This is a genomic window from Actinoplanes sp. NPDC048796 (genome assembly GCF_040650035.1).
Taxonomy (GTDB): Bacteria; Actinomycetota; Actinomycetes; order Mycobacteriales; family Micromonosporaceae; genus Actinoplanes.
On the sequence record NZ_JBEZGO010000013.1, the window covers coordinates 47,106 to 62,404 of the forward strand.

The 15,299-nt window shown below is 69.6% G+C and carries 16 protein-coding genes; 10 read left to right on the plus strand and 6 right to left on the minus strand.

Annotated elements, in window-relative coordinates:
- The first annotated feature begins 30 nt into the window (after positions 1 to 30).
- Complete coding sequence (locus AB0C26_RS36815; RefSeq protein WP_360257250.1) at positions 31 to 834, plus strand: DUF6461 domain-containing protein; 804 nt, start codon at positions 31 to 33, stop codon at positions 832 to 834.
- Between the two features lie 328 nt (positions 835 to 1,162).
- Here the strand turns inward: AB0C26_RS36815 and AB0C26_RS36820 are convergent, their stop codons facing one another.
- From AB0C26_RS36820 to AB0C26_RS36830, 3 genes are all read right to left on the minus strand, one after another.
- Positions 1,163 to 1,705 (minus strand): DUF6368 family protein, encoded by a 543-nt coding sequence (locus AB0C26_RS36820; RefSeq protein WP_360257253.1) that lies wholly within the window; start codon positions 1,703 to 1,705, stop codon positions 1,163 to 1,165.
- Between the two features lie 213 nt (positions 1,706 to 1,918).
- Complete coding sequence (locus AB0C26_RS36825; protein ID WP_360257255.1) at positions 1,919 to 2,335, minus strand: hypothetical protein; 417 nt, start codon at positions 2,333 to 2,335, stop codon at positions 1,919 to 1,921.
- Positions 2,336 to 2,444: 109 nt separating this feature from the next.
- Complete coding sequence (locus AB0C26_RS36830) at positions 2,445 to 3,854, minus strand: hypothetical protein (protein ID WP_360257257.1); 1,410 nt, start codon at positions 3,852 to 3,854, stop codon at positions 2,445 to 2,447.
- Between the two features lie 127 nt (positions 3,855 to 3,981).
- Between AB0C26_RS36830 and AB0C26_RS36835 the strand changes: the two genes are divergently transcribed.
- Genes AB0C26_RS36835 through AB0C26_RS36855 form a run of 5 tightly spaced genes read left to right on the plus strand, consistent with a single transcriptional unit; the run spans position 3,982 to position 6,370 of the window.
- Positions 3,982 to 4,641 carry a DUF305 domain-containing protein gene (locus AB0C26_RS36835; protein WP_360257259.1) on the plus strand — a complete coding sequence of 220 codons (660 nt, stop codon included), beginning with the start codon at positions 3,982 to 3,984 and terminating at the stop codon, positions 4,639 to 4,641.
- Positions 4,642 to 4,649: 8 nt separating this feature from the next.
- A complete protein-coding gene (locus tag AB0C26_RS36840; protein ID WP_360257262.1) occupies positions 4,650 to 5,345 on the plus strand; it encodes a VIT family protein in 696 nt (231 codons plus the stop codon).
- 1 nt (position 5,346) lies between these two features.
- The gene (locus AB0C26_RS36845) at positions 5,347 to 5,904 is read left to right on the plus strand and encodes a hypothetical protein (protein WP_360257265.1); all 558 of its coding nucleotides are present in this window, start codon (positions 5,347 to 5,349) and stop codon (positions 5,902 to 5,904) included.
- A 9-nt stretch (positions 5,905 to 5,913) separates the two neighbouring features.
- Complete coding sequence (locus AB0C26_RS36850) at positions 5,914 to 6,156, plus strand: hypothetical protein (protein WP_360257267.1); 243 nt, start codon at positions 5,914 to 5,916, stop codon at positions 6,154 to 6,156.
- A 13-nt stretch (positions 6,157 to 6,169) separates the two neighbouring features.
- Positions 6,170 to 6,370: a hypothetical protein gene (locus AB0C26_RS36855; protein ID WP_360257270.1), complete on the plus strand. Its 201-nt coding sequence runs from the start codon at positions 6,170 to 6,172 to the stop codon at positions 6,368 to 6,370.
- A gap of 243 nt (positions 6,371 to 6,613) precedes the next feature.
- On the opposite strand, the gene AB0C26_RS36860 is transcribed toward AB0C26_RS36855, so the two are convergent.
- Positions 6,614 to 7,171 (minus strand): hypothetical protein, encoded by a 558-nt coding sequence (locus AB0C26_RS36860; protein ID WP_360257272.1) that lies wholly within the window; start codon positions 7,169 to 7,171, stop codon positions 6,614 to 6,616.
- A 165-nt stretch (positions 7,172 to 7,336) separates the two neighbouring features.
- Here AB0C26_RS36860 and AB0C26_RS36865 point away from each other — a divergent pair, with 165 nt between their 5' ends.
- From AB0C26_RS36865 to AB0C26_RS36875, 3 genes are all read left to right on the plus strand, one after another.
- Positions 7,337 to 7,873, plus strand: coding sequence for a hypothetical protein (locus AB0C26_RS36865; protein WP_360257275.1), 537 nt, complete (start codon positions 7,337 to 7,339; stop codon positions 7,871 to 7,873).
- Between the two features lie 160 nt (positions 7,874 to 8,033).
- Entirely contained in the window at positions 8,034 to 10,628 is a 2,595-nt protein-coding gene (locus tag AB0C26_RS36870; protein WP_360257278.1) for a TIM barrel protein, read from the plus strand.
- Positions 10,607 to 12,322: a PHB depolymerase family esterase gene (locus AB0C26_RS36875; protein ID WP_360257280.1), complete on the plus strand. Its 1,716-nt coding sequence runs from the start codon at positions 10,607 to 10,609 to the stop codon at positions 12,320 to 12,322. The genes AB0C26_RS36870 and AB0C26_RS36875 overlap by 22 nt, the downstream gene beginning before the upstream one ends.
- Here AB0C26_RS36875 and AB0C26_RS36880 read toward each other — a convergent pair.
- The gene (locus tag AB0C26_RS36880) at positions 12,252 to 13,712 is read right to left on the minus strand and encodes an MFS transporter (protein WP_360257282.1); all 1,461 of its coding nucleotides are present in this window, start codon (positions 13,710 to 13,712) and stop codon (positions 12,252 to 12,254) included. The two genes, AB0C26_RS36875 and AB0C26_RS36880, sit on opposite strands and share 71 nt — an antisense overlap.
- Positions 13,713 to 13,806: 94 nt before the next feature.
- Here AB0C26_RS36880 and AB0C26_RS36885 point away from each other — a divergent pair, with 94 nt between their 5' ends.
- Positions 13,807 to 14,529: a TetR/AcrR family transcriptional regulator gene (locus tag AB0C26_RS36885; protein WP_360257284.1), complete on the plus strand. Its 723-nt coding sequence runs from the start codon at positions 13,807 to 13,809 to the stop codon at positions 14,527 to 14,529.
- A 7-nt stretch (positions 14,530 to 14,536) separates the two neighbouring features.
- Here the strand turns inward: AB0C26_RS36885 and AB0C26_RS36890 are convergent, their stop codons facing one another.
- Complete coding sequence (locus tag AB0C26_RS36890; protein WP_360257287.1) at positions 14,537 to 15,295, minus strand: nucleotidyltransferase domain-containing protein; 759 nt, start codon at positions 15,293 to 15,295, stop codon at positions 14,537 to 14,539.
- Between the last annotated feature and the right edge of the window lie 4 nt (positions 15,296 to 15,299).

The window sequence follows — 15,299 nt, forward strand, 5'->3', positions numbered from 1 at the left end:
CCGGCGGCCACCCCCGGGATACTGTGCCCTGTGCGATTCGCCCGTTTTCTGGCCGCAACCCTCACCGCGCCGCTGCTCGTGACCGGGTGCACTTCGCGTTCCCCCTCTCCGCCCCCTCCGCCCTCCCCTTCCTCCTCCCCCACGCCCTCCTCCTCGCCTTCCGCCGATGGCCGCCCGACCGCCGCCGACTACGCCTGGTTCGAGCGGAACGACGAGCTCACCGTGGCGTTCTGCTTCATCTGGGTGGAGTCGCTCTCCCCGGCCGAGGTGCTCAAGCGCCTGGCCGCCCGCCCCATCGGCAAGTCCGGCTGGCGAAACGACGACTACTGGTCCGATTCCCCCGGCCTCCGCGACCGGGAGGTGGTCACCGCCGTCACCAAGGTCGGCAACTGGTCCCTGATCGTGGAGGACAACGGCACCACAGCGATCGAGGACGACAGCCTGAAGCGCCTCTCCCGGGCCACCCGGGTCATCGCCAACTACCGCAACGTGGAGGGGGACGGCCGCTTCGCCCTGGTCGAGAACGGCACCATCCAGGTCGACTTCGACCCCCAGGACCCCACCGACCGCCAGGGCGCCACCCCCGACCGCCTGCTCCCCGACATGGCCCCCGCCGGCCTGGACATGAGCGAGTCCCCGGGCCTGGACCCAGCCGACCCGGCCTACGTGGACGTCCCGTACACGGAGGCGGCGTTCGCCTTGACCGAACGCCAAACCCACATCCCGTTCACTCCCACCCTGCTGCACTCCGCCACATACCATCTGGGCGCCTTACCAGACCCCCTCACCGGCAACGACGTCATCGACGAGGTAGACCCGCCGGCCCCCAGCTAGAGCACGTCTGTGAACGTGCGCGGCCGCCCGTGTCCCCGATACCTAGGACAGCCCTTCTTCGGTATCGACCCCTGTCTTCGTCGAACTCCCGGAATCGCGCCGCAGCGCCAGTGTGCGTTCGCCGCCCTCGGCGCAATCGCTGATGGCCCCTGAGAGGCCAGGTCGCATCTGTTCGGGCTTTAGGCTGCCGTTGCGTGGACGTGCACGGCCCGGAGTATCAGGAACCTGACGTAGCGGCAGATCTGTCGATGTGGTCGGGCCAGGGTGCGGAGCGCGGACAACTCCTCGCCGCTCGACTGGGCATGTCCGGCGGGTGGCTATCTGGTCATCACTTGACCAGCCGGAATCCCGGTGCGGCCGCCCACGCCCGGAGGAACACGGCCGTCCCGAAAGCGCTTGCGCCCCATGGTTGCGGCGCCACGGACACGACTCCGGGGAGCACCTGCACCGTCTCGATCTGCTCCCGGTGAAGCTCGGCGTTGACCAGTCCGCCAACAAGCTCCTGAATCCTCGCGGTCAGTTCCGCGAGCATCAGATGCTCGGGCCGACCGTTTGTCATGGCGAGCACCGCGACCTCGTGGGTCGGGATGAAGCCAATCAAGTCACACCAGTCCGGCCCATCGGCATGCTCAGCTTCGAAAGTGTCTTCATCGCCGAAGCCCGGGCCGTTCACCCTGACCAAGATCGGCCGGTCTGCGCGGGCGTCAGTGTCGACGACTCCAAGCGACGCGGCATCAACATTCAAGTCGAATGCCCCACGTCGTTCCTGGCGGAAGCGACTGGAAATCCCCGCAAGCATCCCGCCAAGCAGTGCGAGCGCCTGATCCGGCACTGGACCAAGAAGCTCGATACTCAACACCGGACCCGCCACATCGGAACCATACGGGTGGCGCCCCTGAACCCCGATGACGCCCAGTCGAAGACAACGTTCACGATACGACGACGCAGGTCACCCACAGACTTCGAAGCTCGGAGCCGAGATGACGGCTCGTGGAACGGGCAGACTTCTGGCGCATCGTCGAAGGTGCTCGCGCCGTCTTCGTACGCGCCCTGACGCACGGCGGCCGCCGCGCCGTTGCGGGTCTCAGGTCAGCCGGCGCAGCCCGTCGGTGATGGCGGCACGCAGTTGCTCGCCGTACGGCTCGGCCGGCAATGCGCCGTCATGCTCGGCTGCCCGTTGGAAAGCGGCGCGCGCGGCGACGATGTCGCCCACCCGCTCGTGAGCCATGGCCACGCTCACGAGCAGCGACGGATACAAGGCCGCCACCCTCTCGTCGCCGACCGCCTCGGCATGCCGTAGCGACTCCTGGTTCCACCGGAGAACGTCAGCGGGATCGTCCTGCCGCCGGGCGAGGTAGTGCGCCGCGACGCAGGCGTCGTAGTGGTCGGTCCGCGCCGCCCACGCCCGCTCGAACAACGCCCGAGCGTCCGGCAGCCGTCCCTCCGCCTCGGCCAGCATGCCTTCCTGGCACAGCTTCAGCACCGGATTGTCCAGATCCATCGTCGCTCCTCGTCACCGGTTGGCCGATGGCATGAGCCTGGGGCCTCAACCTGGTCGAGGGTCAAGCGGCGAACGGCCGGACCCCGCGTGGCGGGGCCCGGCCGGCGAGCTACCAGCGCAGGAAGTTGTTCTGCGTCTGGGCGTTGAACTCCTTGGTGCGGAAGAGCTTCGCGATGTTCGTCCGCGGGTCCTTCAGGTCGAGCACGTCGATGCCCTTGGCGATGTCGTTCGAGTAGATGTAGCCGTTGTACCAGTACGCGGACCACGAGCCGCCGCCGACCGGGGTGGTCAGCGAGATCGGGCCGCGCTCCCAGTAGGCGATCTCCTTGGGCCGGCGCGAGTCGGTGAAGTCCCAGACCGAGATGCCGCCCTGGTACCAGGCCTGGACCATGATGTCGCGGCCGGGGACCGGGATCAGCGAGCCGTTGTGGGCCACGCAGTTCTCGGTGTCGGCGTTCGTCCGGGGAATCTTGAAGTAGCTGCGGAAGACCAGCTTGCGCTTGCCCACGATGTCGTAGACGGCGTCGGCGCCGAGCTTCGGGCCGAAGCGCTCGTTGCAGGTGGCCAGTCCGCCGCCGCCGAGCTCGTCGGTGAAGACGATCTTGGTGCCGTTGTTGTTGAACGTGGCCGAGTGCCAGAAGGAGAAGTTGACGGTGTCGCGGACCGTCGTGATCACCTTCGGGGCCGTGCGCTTCGCGATGTCGAACAGGACGCCGTCGCCCATGCAGGCGCCGGCCGCGATGTCCTTGTCGGCGTAGACCGTGATGTCGTGGCAACCGGTCGTGGCGCTCTTGTTCTCGCCGTCACCCTCGTAGCCGCCGTCCGGGAAGAGGACCGGCGTGGCGACGACCGCGGCCGCCGCCGGGTTGCGCTTGGGCACCTTGATGATGGAGATCTTGTCGTGCGGCAGGGCGCAGTTCGGCAGGTCCACCGTCGACAGGTTGTACGAGGAGATGTAGAGGTAGACGTTGGGGTCGCCCTTCTTGCCGGGCACCAGCGTCTGGGTGTGCGAGCCGCAGTCCGTCTTGACCGACTTGAGGTAGACCGGCGTCAGCGGGTTGCTGATGTCGAAGACCTTGATGCCCTCCCAGCGGGCGCCCGGGTTGTCCGTTGTGGAGCCGGTGCTGGTGCAGGAGTCGTCGGTACGCTGCGAGTCGGTACCCAGGAACAGCAGGTTGCCGCTGACCGACACGTCGTTCTGCGAACCCGGGCAGACCACCTGGGTCGCCTCGAACGGCGCCTTCGGGTTGCTGATGTCGTACACGGTGAAGCCGTTGTAGTTGCCGCTGTAGGCGTACTTGCCCTGGAAAGCCCAGTCGGAGTTCGTCGAGTTCGCGAACGGGCCGATCTTGTCCCGGTGCGCGACCTGCTTGAGGTTCGGGCTGCTGACGATCTCGTCCACGCCCGGAATGGTGTTCGGTTCGGCGGCCTGTGCCGCGCCGCTCACGGGTGCCGTGAGCAGGGCGGCCGCGAGCGCCACCGCGCCGATCGCGGCCCGGCGCCCTCGTGGGTGCGTCATGGAGCTCCTTCCGGATGACGGCCGGGCGAGGCAGGATGGAGCCCCACCGACCGTATTCAACTCTGTCGCTACAGTAGTGGCCGGGGCGCACCTCGGAAACATTTTTGGGCATCGATGAAGGGATTTGATGAGCCGTTCACGGACGTCAATGCTGATAGCGCTGGTCATCGTGCTCGCGGCGGTCGGGATCGCTCTGGCCGCCCGCGCCGGCTCCGGCCAGCAGGCGGCCGCGCCGAAGCCCAGCGGGAGCGCCGCCCCGCCGGTTCGCGTCGTGGTGCCCGGAAAACCCGGCGAATCGTCCACAGTGACCGACTCCGACACGGTGCGCGCCCCCGACGGCGTCACCTACAACGGGGCCGACGTCGCGTTCGTCCAGATGATGATCGCCCACCACGGCCAGGCCGTCGAGATGGCGAAACTCGTGCCCGGGCGCGGTCAGAACGGTCAGCTGCTCGCTCTCAGCCGGCGCATGCTCGCCGTACAGGAACCGGAGATCGGATGGCTGCGCAACTGGCTCACCCAGCGCAAGCTGCCCGAGAGCGACCCCTCGCACGATCACGCGACCATGCCCGGCATGCAGACCGCCGCCGACCTGACCGCGCTGGCCGGCCTCAAGGGCGCCGCCTTCGACGAGCGGTTCATCGCCATGATGAGCGCGCATCACCGCGGCGCCATGCGGATGGCCGGTGACGTCATGAAGAGCGGCGAGGACGAGCGCCTGCGCGAGACCGCCGGCGAGATGGCCGTCGAGCAGGGCAGTGAGATCAGGAGAATGAAAGACCTTTAAACTTCGGTGTGAGTACGCATCCGAACGAGCCCCACGACGCCGCGCTGTCCGGACGGCTCAATTGGCTGCGCGCCGGGGTGCTCGGCGCCAACGACGGCATCGTCTCCACGGCCGGCCTGGTCGTCGGCGTGGCCGGCGCCACCACCTCGACCGCGCCCCTGCTCACGGCCGGAGTCGCCGGTCTGGCCGCCGGCGCCGTCTCGATGGCACTCGGCGAGTACGTCTCGGTCAGCAGCCAGCGCGACACCGAGCGGGCCCTGCTGGCCAAGGAACGGGCGGAACTGGCCGACTTCCCCGAGCAGGAGTTCGAGGAACTGGCCGCCCTCTACGAGGCCAAGGGTCTCAGCCCGGCCACCGCCCGGCAGGTGGCGCTCGAGCTGACCGAGAACGACGCCTTCGCCGCCCACGCCGACGTCGAACTGCACCTCGACCCGGACGAGCTCACCAACCCGTGGCAGGCCGCGGGCGCCTCCGCGATCGCCTTCACCACCGGTTCGCTGCTGCCGCTGGCCGCGATCCTGCTGCCACCACCGGCCGCGCGCGTCCCCGTCACGGTCGCCGTGGTCATCGTCGCCCTCGCCCTGACCGGCTGGCTCAGCGCCCGGCTCGGCGGCGCCCGGGCCGGCCGGGCGGTCCTGCGGCTGGTCGCGGGCGGCGCGCTGGCGATGGCCGTGACGTACGGCATCGGTAGCCTGGTCGGTTGAGATGACCCTGAGACTCTGCTCCGACCTGACCGCCGCCGACTGGATCGCCACCAGCGACGTCGACTGGCACCACCTGCTCACCTTCGGCCCGGGCGGCTTCGCGGCGTACGCGAGGTTGCGGTTCATCCCCGACCCTGTGCGCCCCGGCCAGCAGGAGGCCGACTACGAGGGTCCCGCCGGCGACCTGACCGACACGGAGAAGATGGGGTTCGCCCTCGAGACCCTGGCCCGCCACACGACCACACCGGAGGATTGCTACTTCGCGTTGTGGGACGGCTGGGGCGACGCTTTCCCGGCCCCGAAGGTCCTCCTCCCGGAGCGCGAGTTCTTCCTGTTCCGGGGCCCTTTGACGAGCTACGGCGATGATGGCGTACGCGATGACCTGCAGCCCCCGGCGTTCGTCTGGCCCGCCGACCACGCCTGGTGCCTCACCGCCGACGTCGACCCTCACTGGGCGGGCGTCGGCGCCTCCGCCGCCGCCGTCGCCGACCTGCTCACCGACACCCGCGTCGACGTCGTCCGGGCCGACCCGGCGGCCGTCCAGCCCTTCTACTACTAGATTCGCCGTGTGACTGATCCGTGGAATGACGAGTTCGCCCCGGCCGCCGGCACCCTCAACACCCTGCGATGGGCGTACGCGTCGGGCGCGTCGACCCTGGGCGAGGCGTACGACATGCTCGAACAGCTCGAGCTCAGCAACGACGTCCCCGAGGTGCTGGGCGAGGACGACACCATCGAGGCCGTACGCGAGGACCTCGAACACGGTCTCGACACCGCCGGCCCGGACACCCCGCTGACGACCCTGCTGTAGCCAAGCGGGGCCTGTGACGGGACGGGCGCCAGGGCTTTCCGGGCTCGTCCCGTTCGATGCTTTCGCCCGGGGCCAGGTCGAGCACGCCGATCAGGGTCCGGTCCTCGTCGACGGCGTGGTGCAGGTGGCCGAGCTTGCCGGTCTCCGGGTTCGCGCCCGAGGCGCCGACGAGCTGCCACATGCCGTCGTCTTCACCGTCGGCGGCACGGGCTGAAGTTCCATGCCTTTCAGGTAACCGCCCGGAGGACTCCCGAGGGAGGCCCTGACAGAACACCCTTACGCCGGCTGTTCCAGATCGAGCAGGTACCCGGACGTACAGCAGCCGTCACCGTAGCGGAGATCGCCGAAGCCCATGACCGCGACATCGACGCGGTGGCTTCGAGGCGGCTGTTGCCCGGCATCCAGGCGGACGATCCGGCGGCCGAGCACAGACGGGCCTGTGGGCCGAGCGAGAAGGTCACGCTGCCGGGTCCCCGACCGAGAGCTGCTGAGATTTCTGGCGGTCGAACATGTCCATCACCATCCGGAACCTTTCGTCCTGCAATATCGGACTGTCATCGACGACGGCGACGTGGTAAGTCCGGCCGAACCAATGAACTCCCTCGAAGTGCCCGGCGCGGCCGAGGGGAGACGCGAAGGCGTCCCCCTGGGCCGTGCGGCCCAGCCATCGGAACTCGACGTTGGTTCGGTCAGGAAGCCCGCCGGTGCCGGGTAGATGCCACACGCACTGATCGAACGAGTCGATCCGGTGAGGAATCTCCGGACCGGTGATCCCGAGACGCGCGAATTCGCGAGGATGCACGTCGACATGAACCCGGACCGAGGAGAAGAAACTCTCTTTCGGCATCTGAAATCTGACCTGCAAGTGCAACTCGGAGATGGTGAGCGCCGACGGGCCATTGGCGACGATCAGACTCCACCCGCCTCCGTCGGCGCCCCCGCGCCGCCGGAATCTGACTTCGTGGATGCGCCCGACCCGCTCGGCCGTTCGTCGCGTGAGGCGGTAATTGGCCACGAAGGTCGTGATGGAGGTGGCGAGGGCGAATATGGAGATGACGATGGGAATCCACTGCGCGAGCGTCAGTCCACTTCAAGACATCACGACAGTCTATCCCGCCTGGACAACCAGGTGTATCGGGCCGACGCTCCGCCTCTTGCCAACGTGCATCACCATGCGGGCATGGAGGCTCAGAACTTACTTGCCGGGCTCGCAGTCGCCATCTCTCTGGCGGCGCTCGCCGTATCCTCGATCATTTCCTGGAGGCAACTCAGATCAATGCGAAGCGCAAACCACGTGCCCGTGGCAATCGAGTTGTTGACCCGCGATTACGGGAGGCCCGAATTCCAGCGAAATGAGAGATACATGCTCGCCGAGCTGCCCCGGACCGACCCCAGTGGCGGGGTTTCGGGCTTACCCGATCCGCTCCTGTCGGCGACGCTGCAAGTCATCGCATTCTACGACTCGATGGGCATACTCGTCGCCTTCGGATCCGTCGAGGAACGGCTCATTCTGGCATCCATAAACTTCCGAATTCGGCGGATCTGGATGGTGATGGAGCCATTCGTGCGCTCGGAGCGGCAACTACGGCAAGGACCGTACCTGGATTTTCTCGAAGACTTGGCGTTCAGAGCGCATCGATACGACCCGCAGCAGCTGCACAATGCGCTTCGTCTTCACGAGATGCCGAGGACATCAAGCAATCCCGGCGGCGAATAAGAAGGACCGCTGTGCGGACCGACTGGACCGCGCAGCGGAGCAGGGCTAGGGTCACGCCATGATGACGCTCGATGGGATGAGCCGTCGGCCGGTAATGAACTATCCAGTACGTTCCTCCGGGAAGCGGCTGGCTATCGCCACGCACTGTCTGTCGGGGACGTTGGAGGACAAGCTGGCGGCGGCCGCGGCGGCGCGGTTCCATGGGGTTGAGCTGGCCGAGAGTGACCTGGTCAGCTCGTCGTGGGGGCCCCGGCGGATCCGGGACGAGTGTGCGCGCCGAGGGCTCGCGGTCGACGCCTACCAGGCCTTCGCCGACTTCGAGGCGGTGCCGCCGGACGTTCTTCGTGCCAACCTCAGGCGGGCCGAGCGGATCTTCGCCGTGCTCGAGGAGATCGGCGTGCGGACCGTGGTCGTCAGCTCCTCGATGTCGGCCGATGCCGTGGATGACGACGAACTTGCCGCGGAGCACCTGCGGGCGCTGGCCGAGGTGGCCGCGCGCGGCGGGCTTCGGCTGGCCTACGAGGCGCCGGCGTGGGGACGTTTCGTGAGCACGGCCGCGCACGCCTGGCGGATCGTGCGCATGGCGGACCATCCGGCGCTCGGGCTGTGCCTGGACAGCTTCCATGTGCTGATCAAGGACCCGGAGGCTCGCAGCGTCCGGGTCATCCCGGGCGACAAGATCTTCCACGTGCAGCTCGCGGACGCGCCGCGGGCCACCATGGACGTCGTCGAGCAGAGCCGCCACCACCGGCTCCTGCCCGGGCTCGGTGAGCTCGACGTCGCCGCCTTCGCCCGGCACGTCGACGGCACCGGGTACGACGGGCCCCTGTCGCTCGAGGTGTCGAACGACGTCTACCGGCAGGCCGATCCGCGGCACGCCGCCATCAACGGGATGCGCTCGGTTCTCGACCTCAAGGGGGCCGGGGAGCCGCCCGAGCTGACCGGGATCGTCTTCACCGAGCTGGCCGTCGACGACATCTCCGGGCCGGAGGTGTCCGGCGCGCTCGCCGCCCTGGGCTTCGTCCACGCCGGCCGGCACCGGTCCAAGCCGGTGGAGCTGTGGCAGCAGGGCACCGCGCGGATCCTGCTCAACTTCGCCGCCCAGCGGACCGTCGCGCCGGGCACCGCCACGGTGTGCGCGCTGGCCGTCGGAACCGCCGATCCGGCCCGCGCGACCGAACGGGCCGAACGGCTGCTGGCCCCGGTGCTCCCCCGGCTGCGCCGGCCCGAGGAGGCCGACCTCGCGTCGATCGCAGCTCCGGACGGCACCTCGATTTTCCTGGTACGCGACGACGGCTGGCTCCAGGACTTCGAGACGGTCGGCATCCCGGCCGGCAACTGCATCGACGGCATCGACCATCTGTCGCTCACCGACTCGGTGGACGACTTCGACGAGTCCACGCTCTTCTACCGGGCCGTGCTCGGCCTGCACGCCGAGCGGACCACCGAGATCGCGGCCCCGTTCGGGCCGATCCTGAGCCGGGCCGCCGCCGATGAGGCCCGCCGGGTGCGGATCGCGTTGCACACCGCGCCGATGCGCCGCGGCGATTGGGCCCCGGTGATTCCGAACCCGCAGCATGTCGCCTTCCGCACCGGCGACGCGATCGCCGCCGCCCGGGCCCTGGGCGCGCACGTGCTGAGGATCCCCGGCAACTACTACGCCGACCTCGACGCCCGTTTCGAGCTGGAGCCCGGGTTCCTGGCCGAGCTGCGCGCGCACTCGATCCTCTACGACCGCGACGAGCACGGAGCCTACCTGCACTTCTCCACCGAGATGCTCGGCCATCGGGTCTTCTTCGCCGTGGTTCAGCGCCTCGGCGGCTACGACGGCTACGGCCCGGCCGGCGCGCCCGTCCGGATGGCCGCCCACCGCGAGCGCCGGCTGCTCAAGCTCCGGGAACGCAAGGAACCGGACCAGCGCCACGATTTCTCGCTGGCCCATCTGACCGCGCTCAGCCTGTCGCCGCCCGAGCTGGTCGACGCGGCGGCCGAGGCCGGCTACCGCTATGTGGGCCTGCGCCTGACCCGGGTCACCCCGCAGGAGCCGCACTATCCGCTCGCCACCGATCCCGCCCTCATGCGCACCACGAAGGTGCGGCTGGCCGCCACCGGCATCGAGGTGCTCGACATCGAGCTGGCCCGGATCGGCCCCGGCGAGAATCCGGCCGACTTCCAGCGTTTCCTGGAGGCGGGCGCCGAGCTGGGCGCGCGGCACGTCATCTGCCAGCTGCCCGACCCGGACCGGGCGCGCAAGACGGACCGCTTCGCGCTGCTGTGCGAGATGGCCCGTCCGCTCGGGCTCACTGTCGACCTCGAGTTTCCCTCGTGGACGGAAACCCCCGACCTCGATTCGGCCGTACGGGTTCTGCGCGGCGCCGCCCAGCGCAACGCCGGCATCCTCGTCGACCTGCTGCACTTCGCCCGTTCCGGGTCGAGCGTGGCCGACCTGCGGCAGCTGCCGGCCGAGTGGTTCCACTTCGTGCACGTCTGCGACGCGCCCCCGGCGGTGCCGCCGACCAACGAGGGCCTGATTCACACCGCCCGCTTCGAGCGCCTGTTCCCCGGCGAGGGCGGCATCGACATCCCCGGCATCCTCGGCGCACTGCCACCCGGTCTCCCGTACGCCCTGGAGATCCCCCGCGCCACCCTGGTCGCCCAGGTCGGCGGCAAGGAGCACGCCCGGCTCGCCCTCAGCAAGGCCCGCGACCATCTCGAACCCCGGAAGGACGCCCGATGGACCGACGCACCCTCCTAGGCGGCAGCGCCGCCCTCGCCCTGGCCGCCACGCTGTCCCCCACTCCAGCGTCGGCGGCCGAAGCCGTACGTTCCCTCGACGGGCGCCCGTTTCCGGACTACGACTACTCCCGGGCCAACAAGCTGCCCCGCGAGATGACCGGTTGGTGGACGAAGTCGTTCGGTACACGAACGGCGAGGATCTACATCTCCCCCGAGACCCCGATCCGCTCGTACTTCACCGTCATCGCCGTTCCGGAGAAGTCGGACGCCGTCCTTCGCGAGTGGCGACGGATCGCCGACGAGCGGGAGGAGGGCCTGTTCGTTCTCGAACCCGGCCCGGGCGGCTGGGGAACGCCGGAGGAGGAGGCCGCGTACGTCGAAGCCGCCCTGGCCTTCTTCCAGAGCAACCGTTACTTCTCCATCTTCGGCCTGCACTACCTGGTCGGATACGGCGCCGGCGGCCCGGCGCTCGAGGCGTGGGCCGTCGCTCATCCTCTGCGGGTCATCGCCCAGGCGTACGTCGGATCGTCCGGCCTGAGCAAGGAATTCCTCGACGGGTACGCGCCGCGGACGTTCGATGGGGAGACCGATGGTTACACGCCGGTCGTCTTCCCGCCCGGCTTCGACCTGATTCGGTACGACGAAACGGTTCTGCCCACGCTGTACGCCGATCCCGACCGCCGTACGGCCGGCCCGAGTCTCGCCTATTGGCGGAAGGCCAACAGCGGCGAGCGCTGGATGACGTCGCATGCCGGCCCGATCGCCAAGACCGTCGTCCGGCACGGGCACGTGAGCACCCGGCAGATCGTGGCCTTCCTGACGTACTACACCCGGTACGAGAACTTCTTCGCGTACGGCAATCAGCTCTACGAGCGCGCGGACTACGACCGGCTGGGCATCGAGGTCCACACCATGACCGTGAACGGCTACGTCCGTGAGTATCTGGTCCACCGTCCCCGGTCGGCCCGCCGGAACGCGCCGGTCCTGTTCGTCTGGCCCGGCAACAGCCAGACCGACAAAGTGTTCCTCGACGCCACCCAGTGGTGGAAGGTCGCCCAGCGCGAGGGCTTCGTCCTGGTCGTCGTCGGCGAGCAGTACGGCGTCAACTCGGTATCGGTCAGCCACCGCGACTCGCTGCAGTTCTTCCGTCAGCTGCGGGAGACCGTCATCGCCCGGTACGACGTCGACCCCACCCGGTTCTACTCGACCGGCCAGTCAGCGGGCAGCTCGGTCACCCAGAACCTGGCCATCGCGTTCCCGGAGTACTTCGCCGCCGTCGCCTCCACCTCGTTCACCGCTGCCCCGGACGCGGCCGGGAACGTCACCCTCGACGGCGTCTCCCATCCCGCGAGCAACCGCCCGATCCCCACCTACCAGATCTACGGGTACGGCGACCTGGCCTTCCTCGAGGGAACGCTGTGGGACAGCCTCGACAACCAGCTGGACAGCTGGGCCCGGTACCACCTGCGGGTCAACCAACTGACCCTGGCCGACGTCGTTCAGGAAGGCCGTAGCGGTTATCGCCGGCGCTTCCAGACGTGGGTGGGGAAGCGGCGCGGCATCCCGGTCGTCAAGCTGACGAAGAACCTCTACCGCTCGCACAACACCATGGCCGAGGAGTGCCCGCTGCTCTGGGACTTCCTCAAGCACTACCGGTGTGTGCCGGCGCCGGACGGCTCGGTGACGCGCTACCACGGCCACCGGCGCCTCTGAAGATTCCCCAGCCGACCAGGACCGCGGCGGCCACGGTGAGGGTGAGGCCGGCCGCGGTGACGGCGCCGTGGAACTCGGCGGTCTGGCCGGGGGTCCAGGGTGTGGCGGTGAGCGGGCCGGTGACCATCGCGGCCACGATGGTGCCGGCCGCGGCCAGGCCGGCGCCGCTGCTCACCTGGCTGGCGGTGTCGGTCAGGGCCACACCGATCGAGGTGCGGCTCTCCGGCAGCCCGCGCAGCACGTTGGTGCCGGCGACGACGCCGACGACGCGCAGGCCGGCCGCCATGAGCACCAGCGCCACCGCGACCCAGAAGTAGCCGAGGTCGCCGAGCAGCGCGTAGACGGCGAGGCCGGCCACGACCGCGGCCGCGCTGAGCCATCCGGCCCGGTCCAGGCCGACGCGCTTGACGAGGGGGTTGAGCAGCGCGCCGCCGGCGACCAGGACGATCACCTGCGGGAGCATGCCGAGTGAGGCCAGGCCGGGCGACCAGCCCCAGTCGAGTTGCATCTGCAGCGTGATGAGGTAGCCCACTCCGGCGAGGGCCAGCCCGGTCGCGGCCTTGAAGGCGAGGCCGCTGGCGACCAGCGGGTGGGCGACCAGCTTGAGGTCGACGATCGGGTGCCGGGCCGACCGCTCGCGGAGCACGAAGAGCACCGCCGCGAGGACGGCCGCGGCCGTGACGGCCCAGGGCGCCCACGACCCGGCGCCCGAGTCGACGAACAGCGTGGGCGCGATCAGCGCGGCCACGATGGCGGCCGTGCCCAGGGCCGCTCCGGCGACGTCGACCGGGTCGCGGTTCAGGCCGTCGGCCGTGTCCGGGGCGATGCCGGACCACACGCCGGCCATGGCGAGCACGGCGATCGGCACGTTCACCAGCAGCAGCACCTGCCAGGGGGCGATCGCGAGGGCGAAGCCGCCGGCCGTCGGGCCGATGGCCAGCCCGACGATGCCCACCGTGGTGATGACGTTGAAGGCGCGGACGCGCAGGCCGTCCTCGTCGAACAGGCGGAACGCCAGCGCGGCCGATCCGGGGGTGGTCATGGCTGCCGCGACGCCCATCGCCACCCGTACGGCAATCAGCTCTTCCGCCGTGGTGACGAAGGCGGTGGCCAGGCTGGACGCGGCGAGCAGGGCGAGCCCGATCAGCATGACGCGGCGCCGGCCGTAGCGGTCGGCGACCGCGCCGAAGGCCAGCATCAGCCCGCCGAACACGACCGCGTAGGCGCCGGTGACCCACTGCAGGCCGGTCGCCGACGCGTGCAGGTCGCGCCCGATGGTGGGCAGGGCGACGGTGAGGATGGAGTTGTCGAGCATCTCGAACAGGAACACCGCGGACAGCCCGGCCAGGGCCACCCACGCCTCCCGCAGGGATCGCGGTGATGTGCGCATACGATGACAGTGAATCAGAACGGTGTTCGGGTCAATACGAACGCTGTTCTTAGTGAAACAGAACACTGTTCGTCAGGTCGGCTAGGATGCTGCTATGTCACCGACTCCGGAGCAGCGGCGCGCGGCGCGGCACCAGTTCGGCGCGGTCCCGTCCGGCGCCGGCCCGCGCCGCGGACCGTCCCGCGGCACGAAGAAGCCCATCACCGTCGACCTCATCCTCGACACGGCGTTCGACATCGTGGCCCGGGAGGGCTTCGAGGCGCTGACGATGCGGCGGGTGGCCACCGCGCTGGAGACCGGGCCGTCGTCGCTCTACGCCCACGTGGTCAACAAGGAGGACCTGGACGAGCTGCTCATCGGCCGGCTGTGCTCCGAGATCGAGCTGCCCGAGCCGGACCCGGCCGCCTGGCGGGAGCAGATCATCAGCGTCTGCACCCAGCTGCGCGAGCAGTATCAGCGCTTCCCCGGCATCTCGCGGGCGGCTCTCGCGTCCGCCCCGGCCAACACGGACACGCTGCGAGTCGGCGAGGGGATGTTCGCGATCCTGCTCGCTAGCGGCGCCGAGCCGCAGACGGCGGCCTGGACCGTGGACGCGCTGAACCTGTACGTCACCGCGCACAGCCTCGAGGTCTCCCTGATCCGCGGTGACAAGGCCTGGGTGGCCGGCCGCGACGAGCTGATGGCCCGCCTGACGGGCCTGCCCGATTCCTTCCCGAACACCAGGCGTTACGCGGCCGAGCTGACCTCCGGCTCGACCGCGGACCGCTTCACGTTCACCCTCAACCTGATGCTGGACGGCCTCAACAGTCAGGGGTGACCGGAGGTCAGAACCGGCGCTGTGCGTCCTCGACGACGGCGGTGACCGACTGGCCGGCCGCGGCGAGGTCGGCGCGGGTGAACACCTCCGGCTCGCCCGCGCGCCGGCGGATCGCCCTGGCGGCCAGGTCGGCGTACGCGGGAAAGAGCTTGGCCAGGTAGTCGCCGGCGGCGGACTTCGAAATGATGTCGCCGTAGGCCAGGGTGTAGTGCAGCCGGGCCGGGCCGAGCACGTGAAAGGTCACGACATCGGGGTCGATGACCTCGTCGGTGATCGCGGGCAGGGCCTCGGCGATCCGCGCGGCCTGGGTCAGCCAGTATCCGCCCAGGTTGTCGAGCAGGTAGCGGCGCAGGTTGCCGTGGTCGACGCGGACGTCCGGGGCCGGGCCGCGGACCGCGACGCCGTACTTGCGCAGGATCAGCCACACGACGGGCGTGAGCTCGCCGCACGGCCGGTCGGTGACGAGGGCGCCGCCGACCGCGAACGGGGCCACGCGGCGGTCGTCGGGCCACGTCGACGCCAGTTCCGGTGACAGGTAGACGCCGTCGAAGTGGGGCTCGCCCACCTCGGTGTGGATCGCGGCCATCACGGCCAGGTCCTCGGTGGACGCCGGGCGCGAGGTCAGGATGACGGCGTCGACGTCGCTCACGCCCGGCTGCCAGGCGCCGATCGCGGCCGACCCGACGAGGTGCAGACCGGTGACGAAGCCGGGCAGCCGGTCGTCGGCCAGCGCGAGATACCGGTGCGCGACGTCTGGGGCGAGCATGCGC

Excerpts from the sequence above, each read along its gene's own strand:
- AB0C26_RS36825 (WP_360257255.1), bottom strand. The coding sequence starts at position 2,335 with ATGGATCTGGACAATCCGGTGCTGAAGCTGTGCCAGGAAGGCATGCTG.
- AB0C26_RS36830 (WP_360257257.1), bottom strand. The coding sequence starts at position 3,854 with ATGACGCACCCACGAGGGCGCCGGGCCGCGATCGGCGCGGTGGCGCTC.
- AB0C26_RS36835 (WP_360257259.1), top strand. The coding sequence starts at position 3,982 with ATGAGCCGTTCACGGACGTCAATGCTGATAGCGCTGGTCATCGTGCTC.
- AB0C26_RS36845 (WP_360257265.1), top strand. The coding sequence starts at position 5,347 with ATGACCCTGAGACTCTGCTCCGACCTGACCGCCGCCGACTGGATCGCC.
- AB0C26_RS36865 (WP_360257275.1), top strand. The coding sequence starts at position 7,337 with ATGGAGGCTCAGAACTTACTTGCCGGGCTCGCAGTCGCCATCTCTCTG.
- AB0C26_RS36875 (WP_360257280.1), top strand. The coding sequence starts at position 10,607 with ATGGACCGACGCACCCTCCTAGGCGGCAGCGCCGCCCTCGCCCTGGCC.
- AB0C26_RS36880 (WP_360257282.1), bottom strand. The coding sequence starts at position 13,712 with ATGCGCACATCACCGCGATCCCTGCGGGAGGCGTGGGTGGCCCTGGCC.
- AB0C26_RS36885 (WP_360257284.1), top strand. The coding sequence starts at position 13,807 with ATGTCACCGACTCCGGAGCAGCGGCGCGCGGCGCGGCACCAGTTCGGC.
- AB0C26_RS36890 (WP_360257287.1), bottom strand. The coding sequence starts at position 15,295 with ATGCTCGCCCCAGACGTCGCGCACCGGTATCTCGCGCTGGCCGACGAC.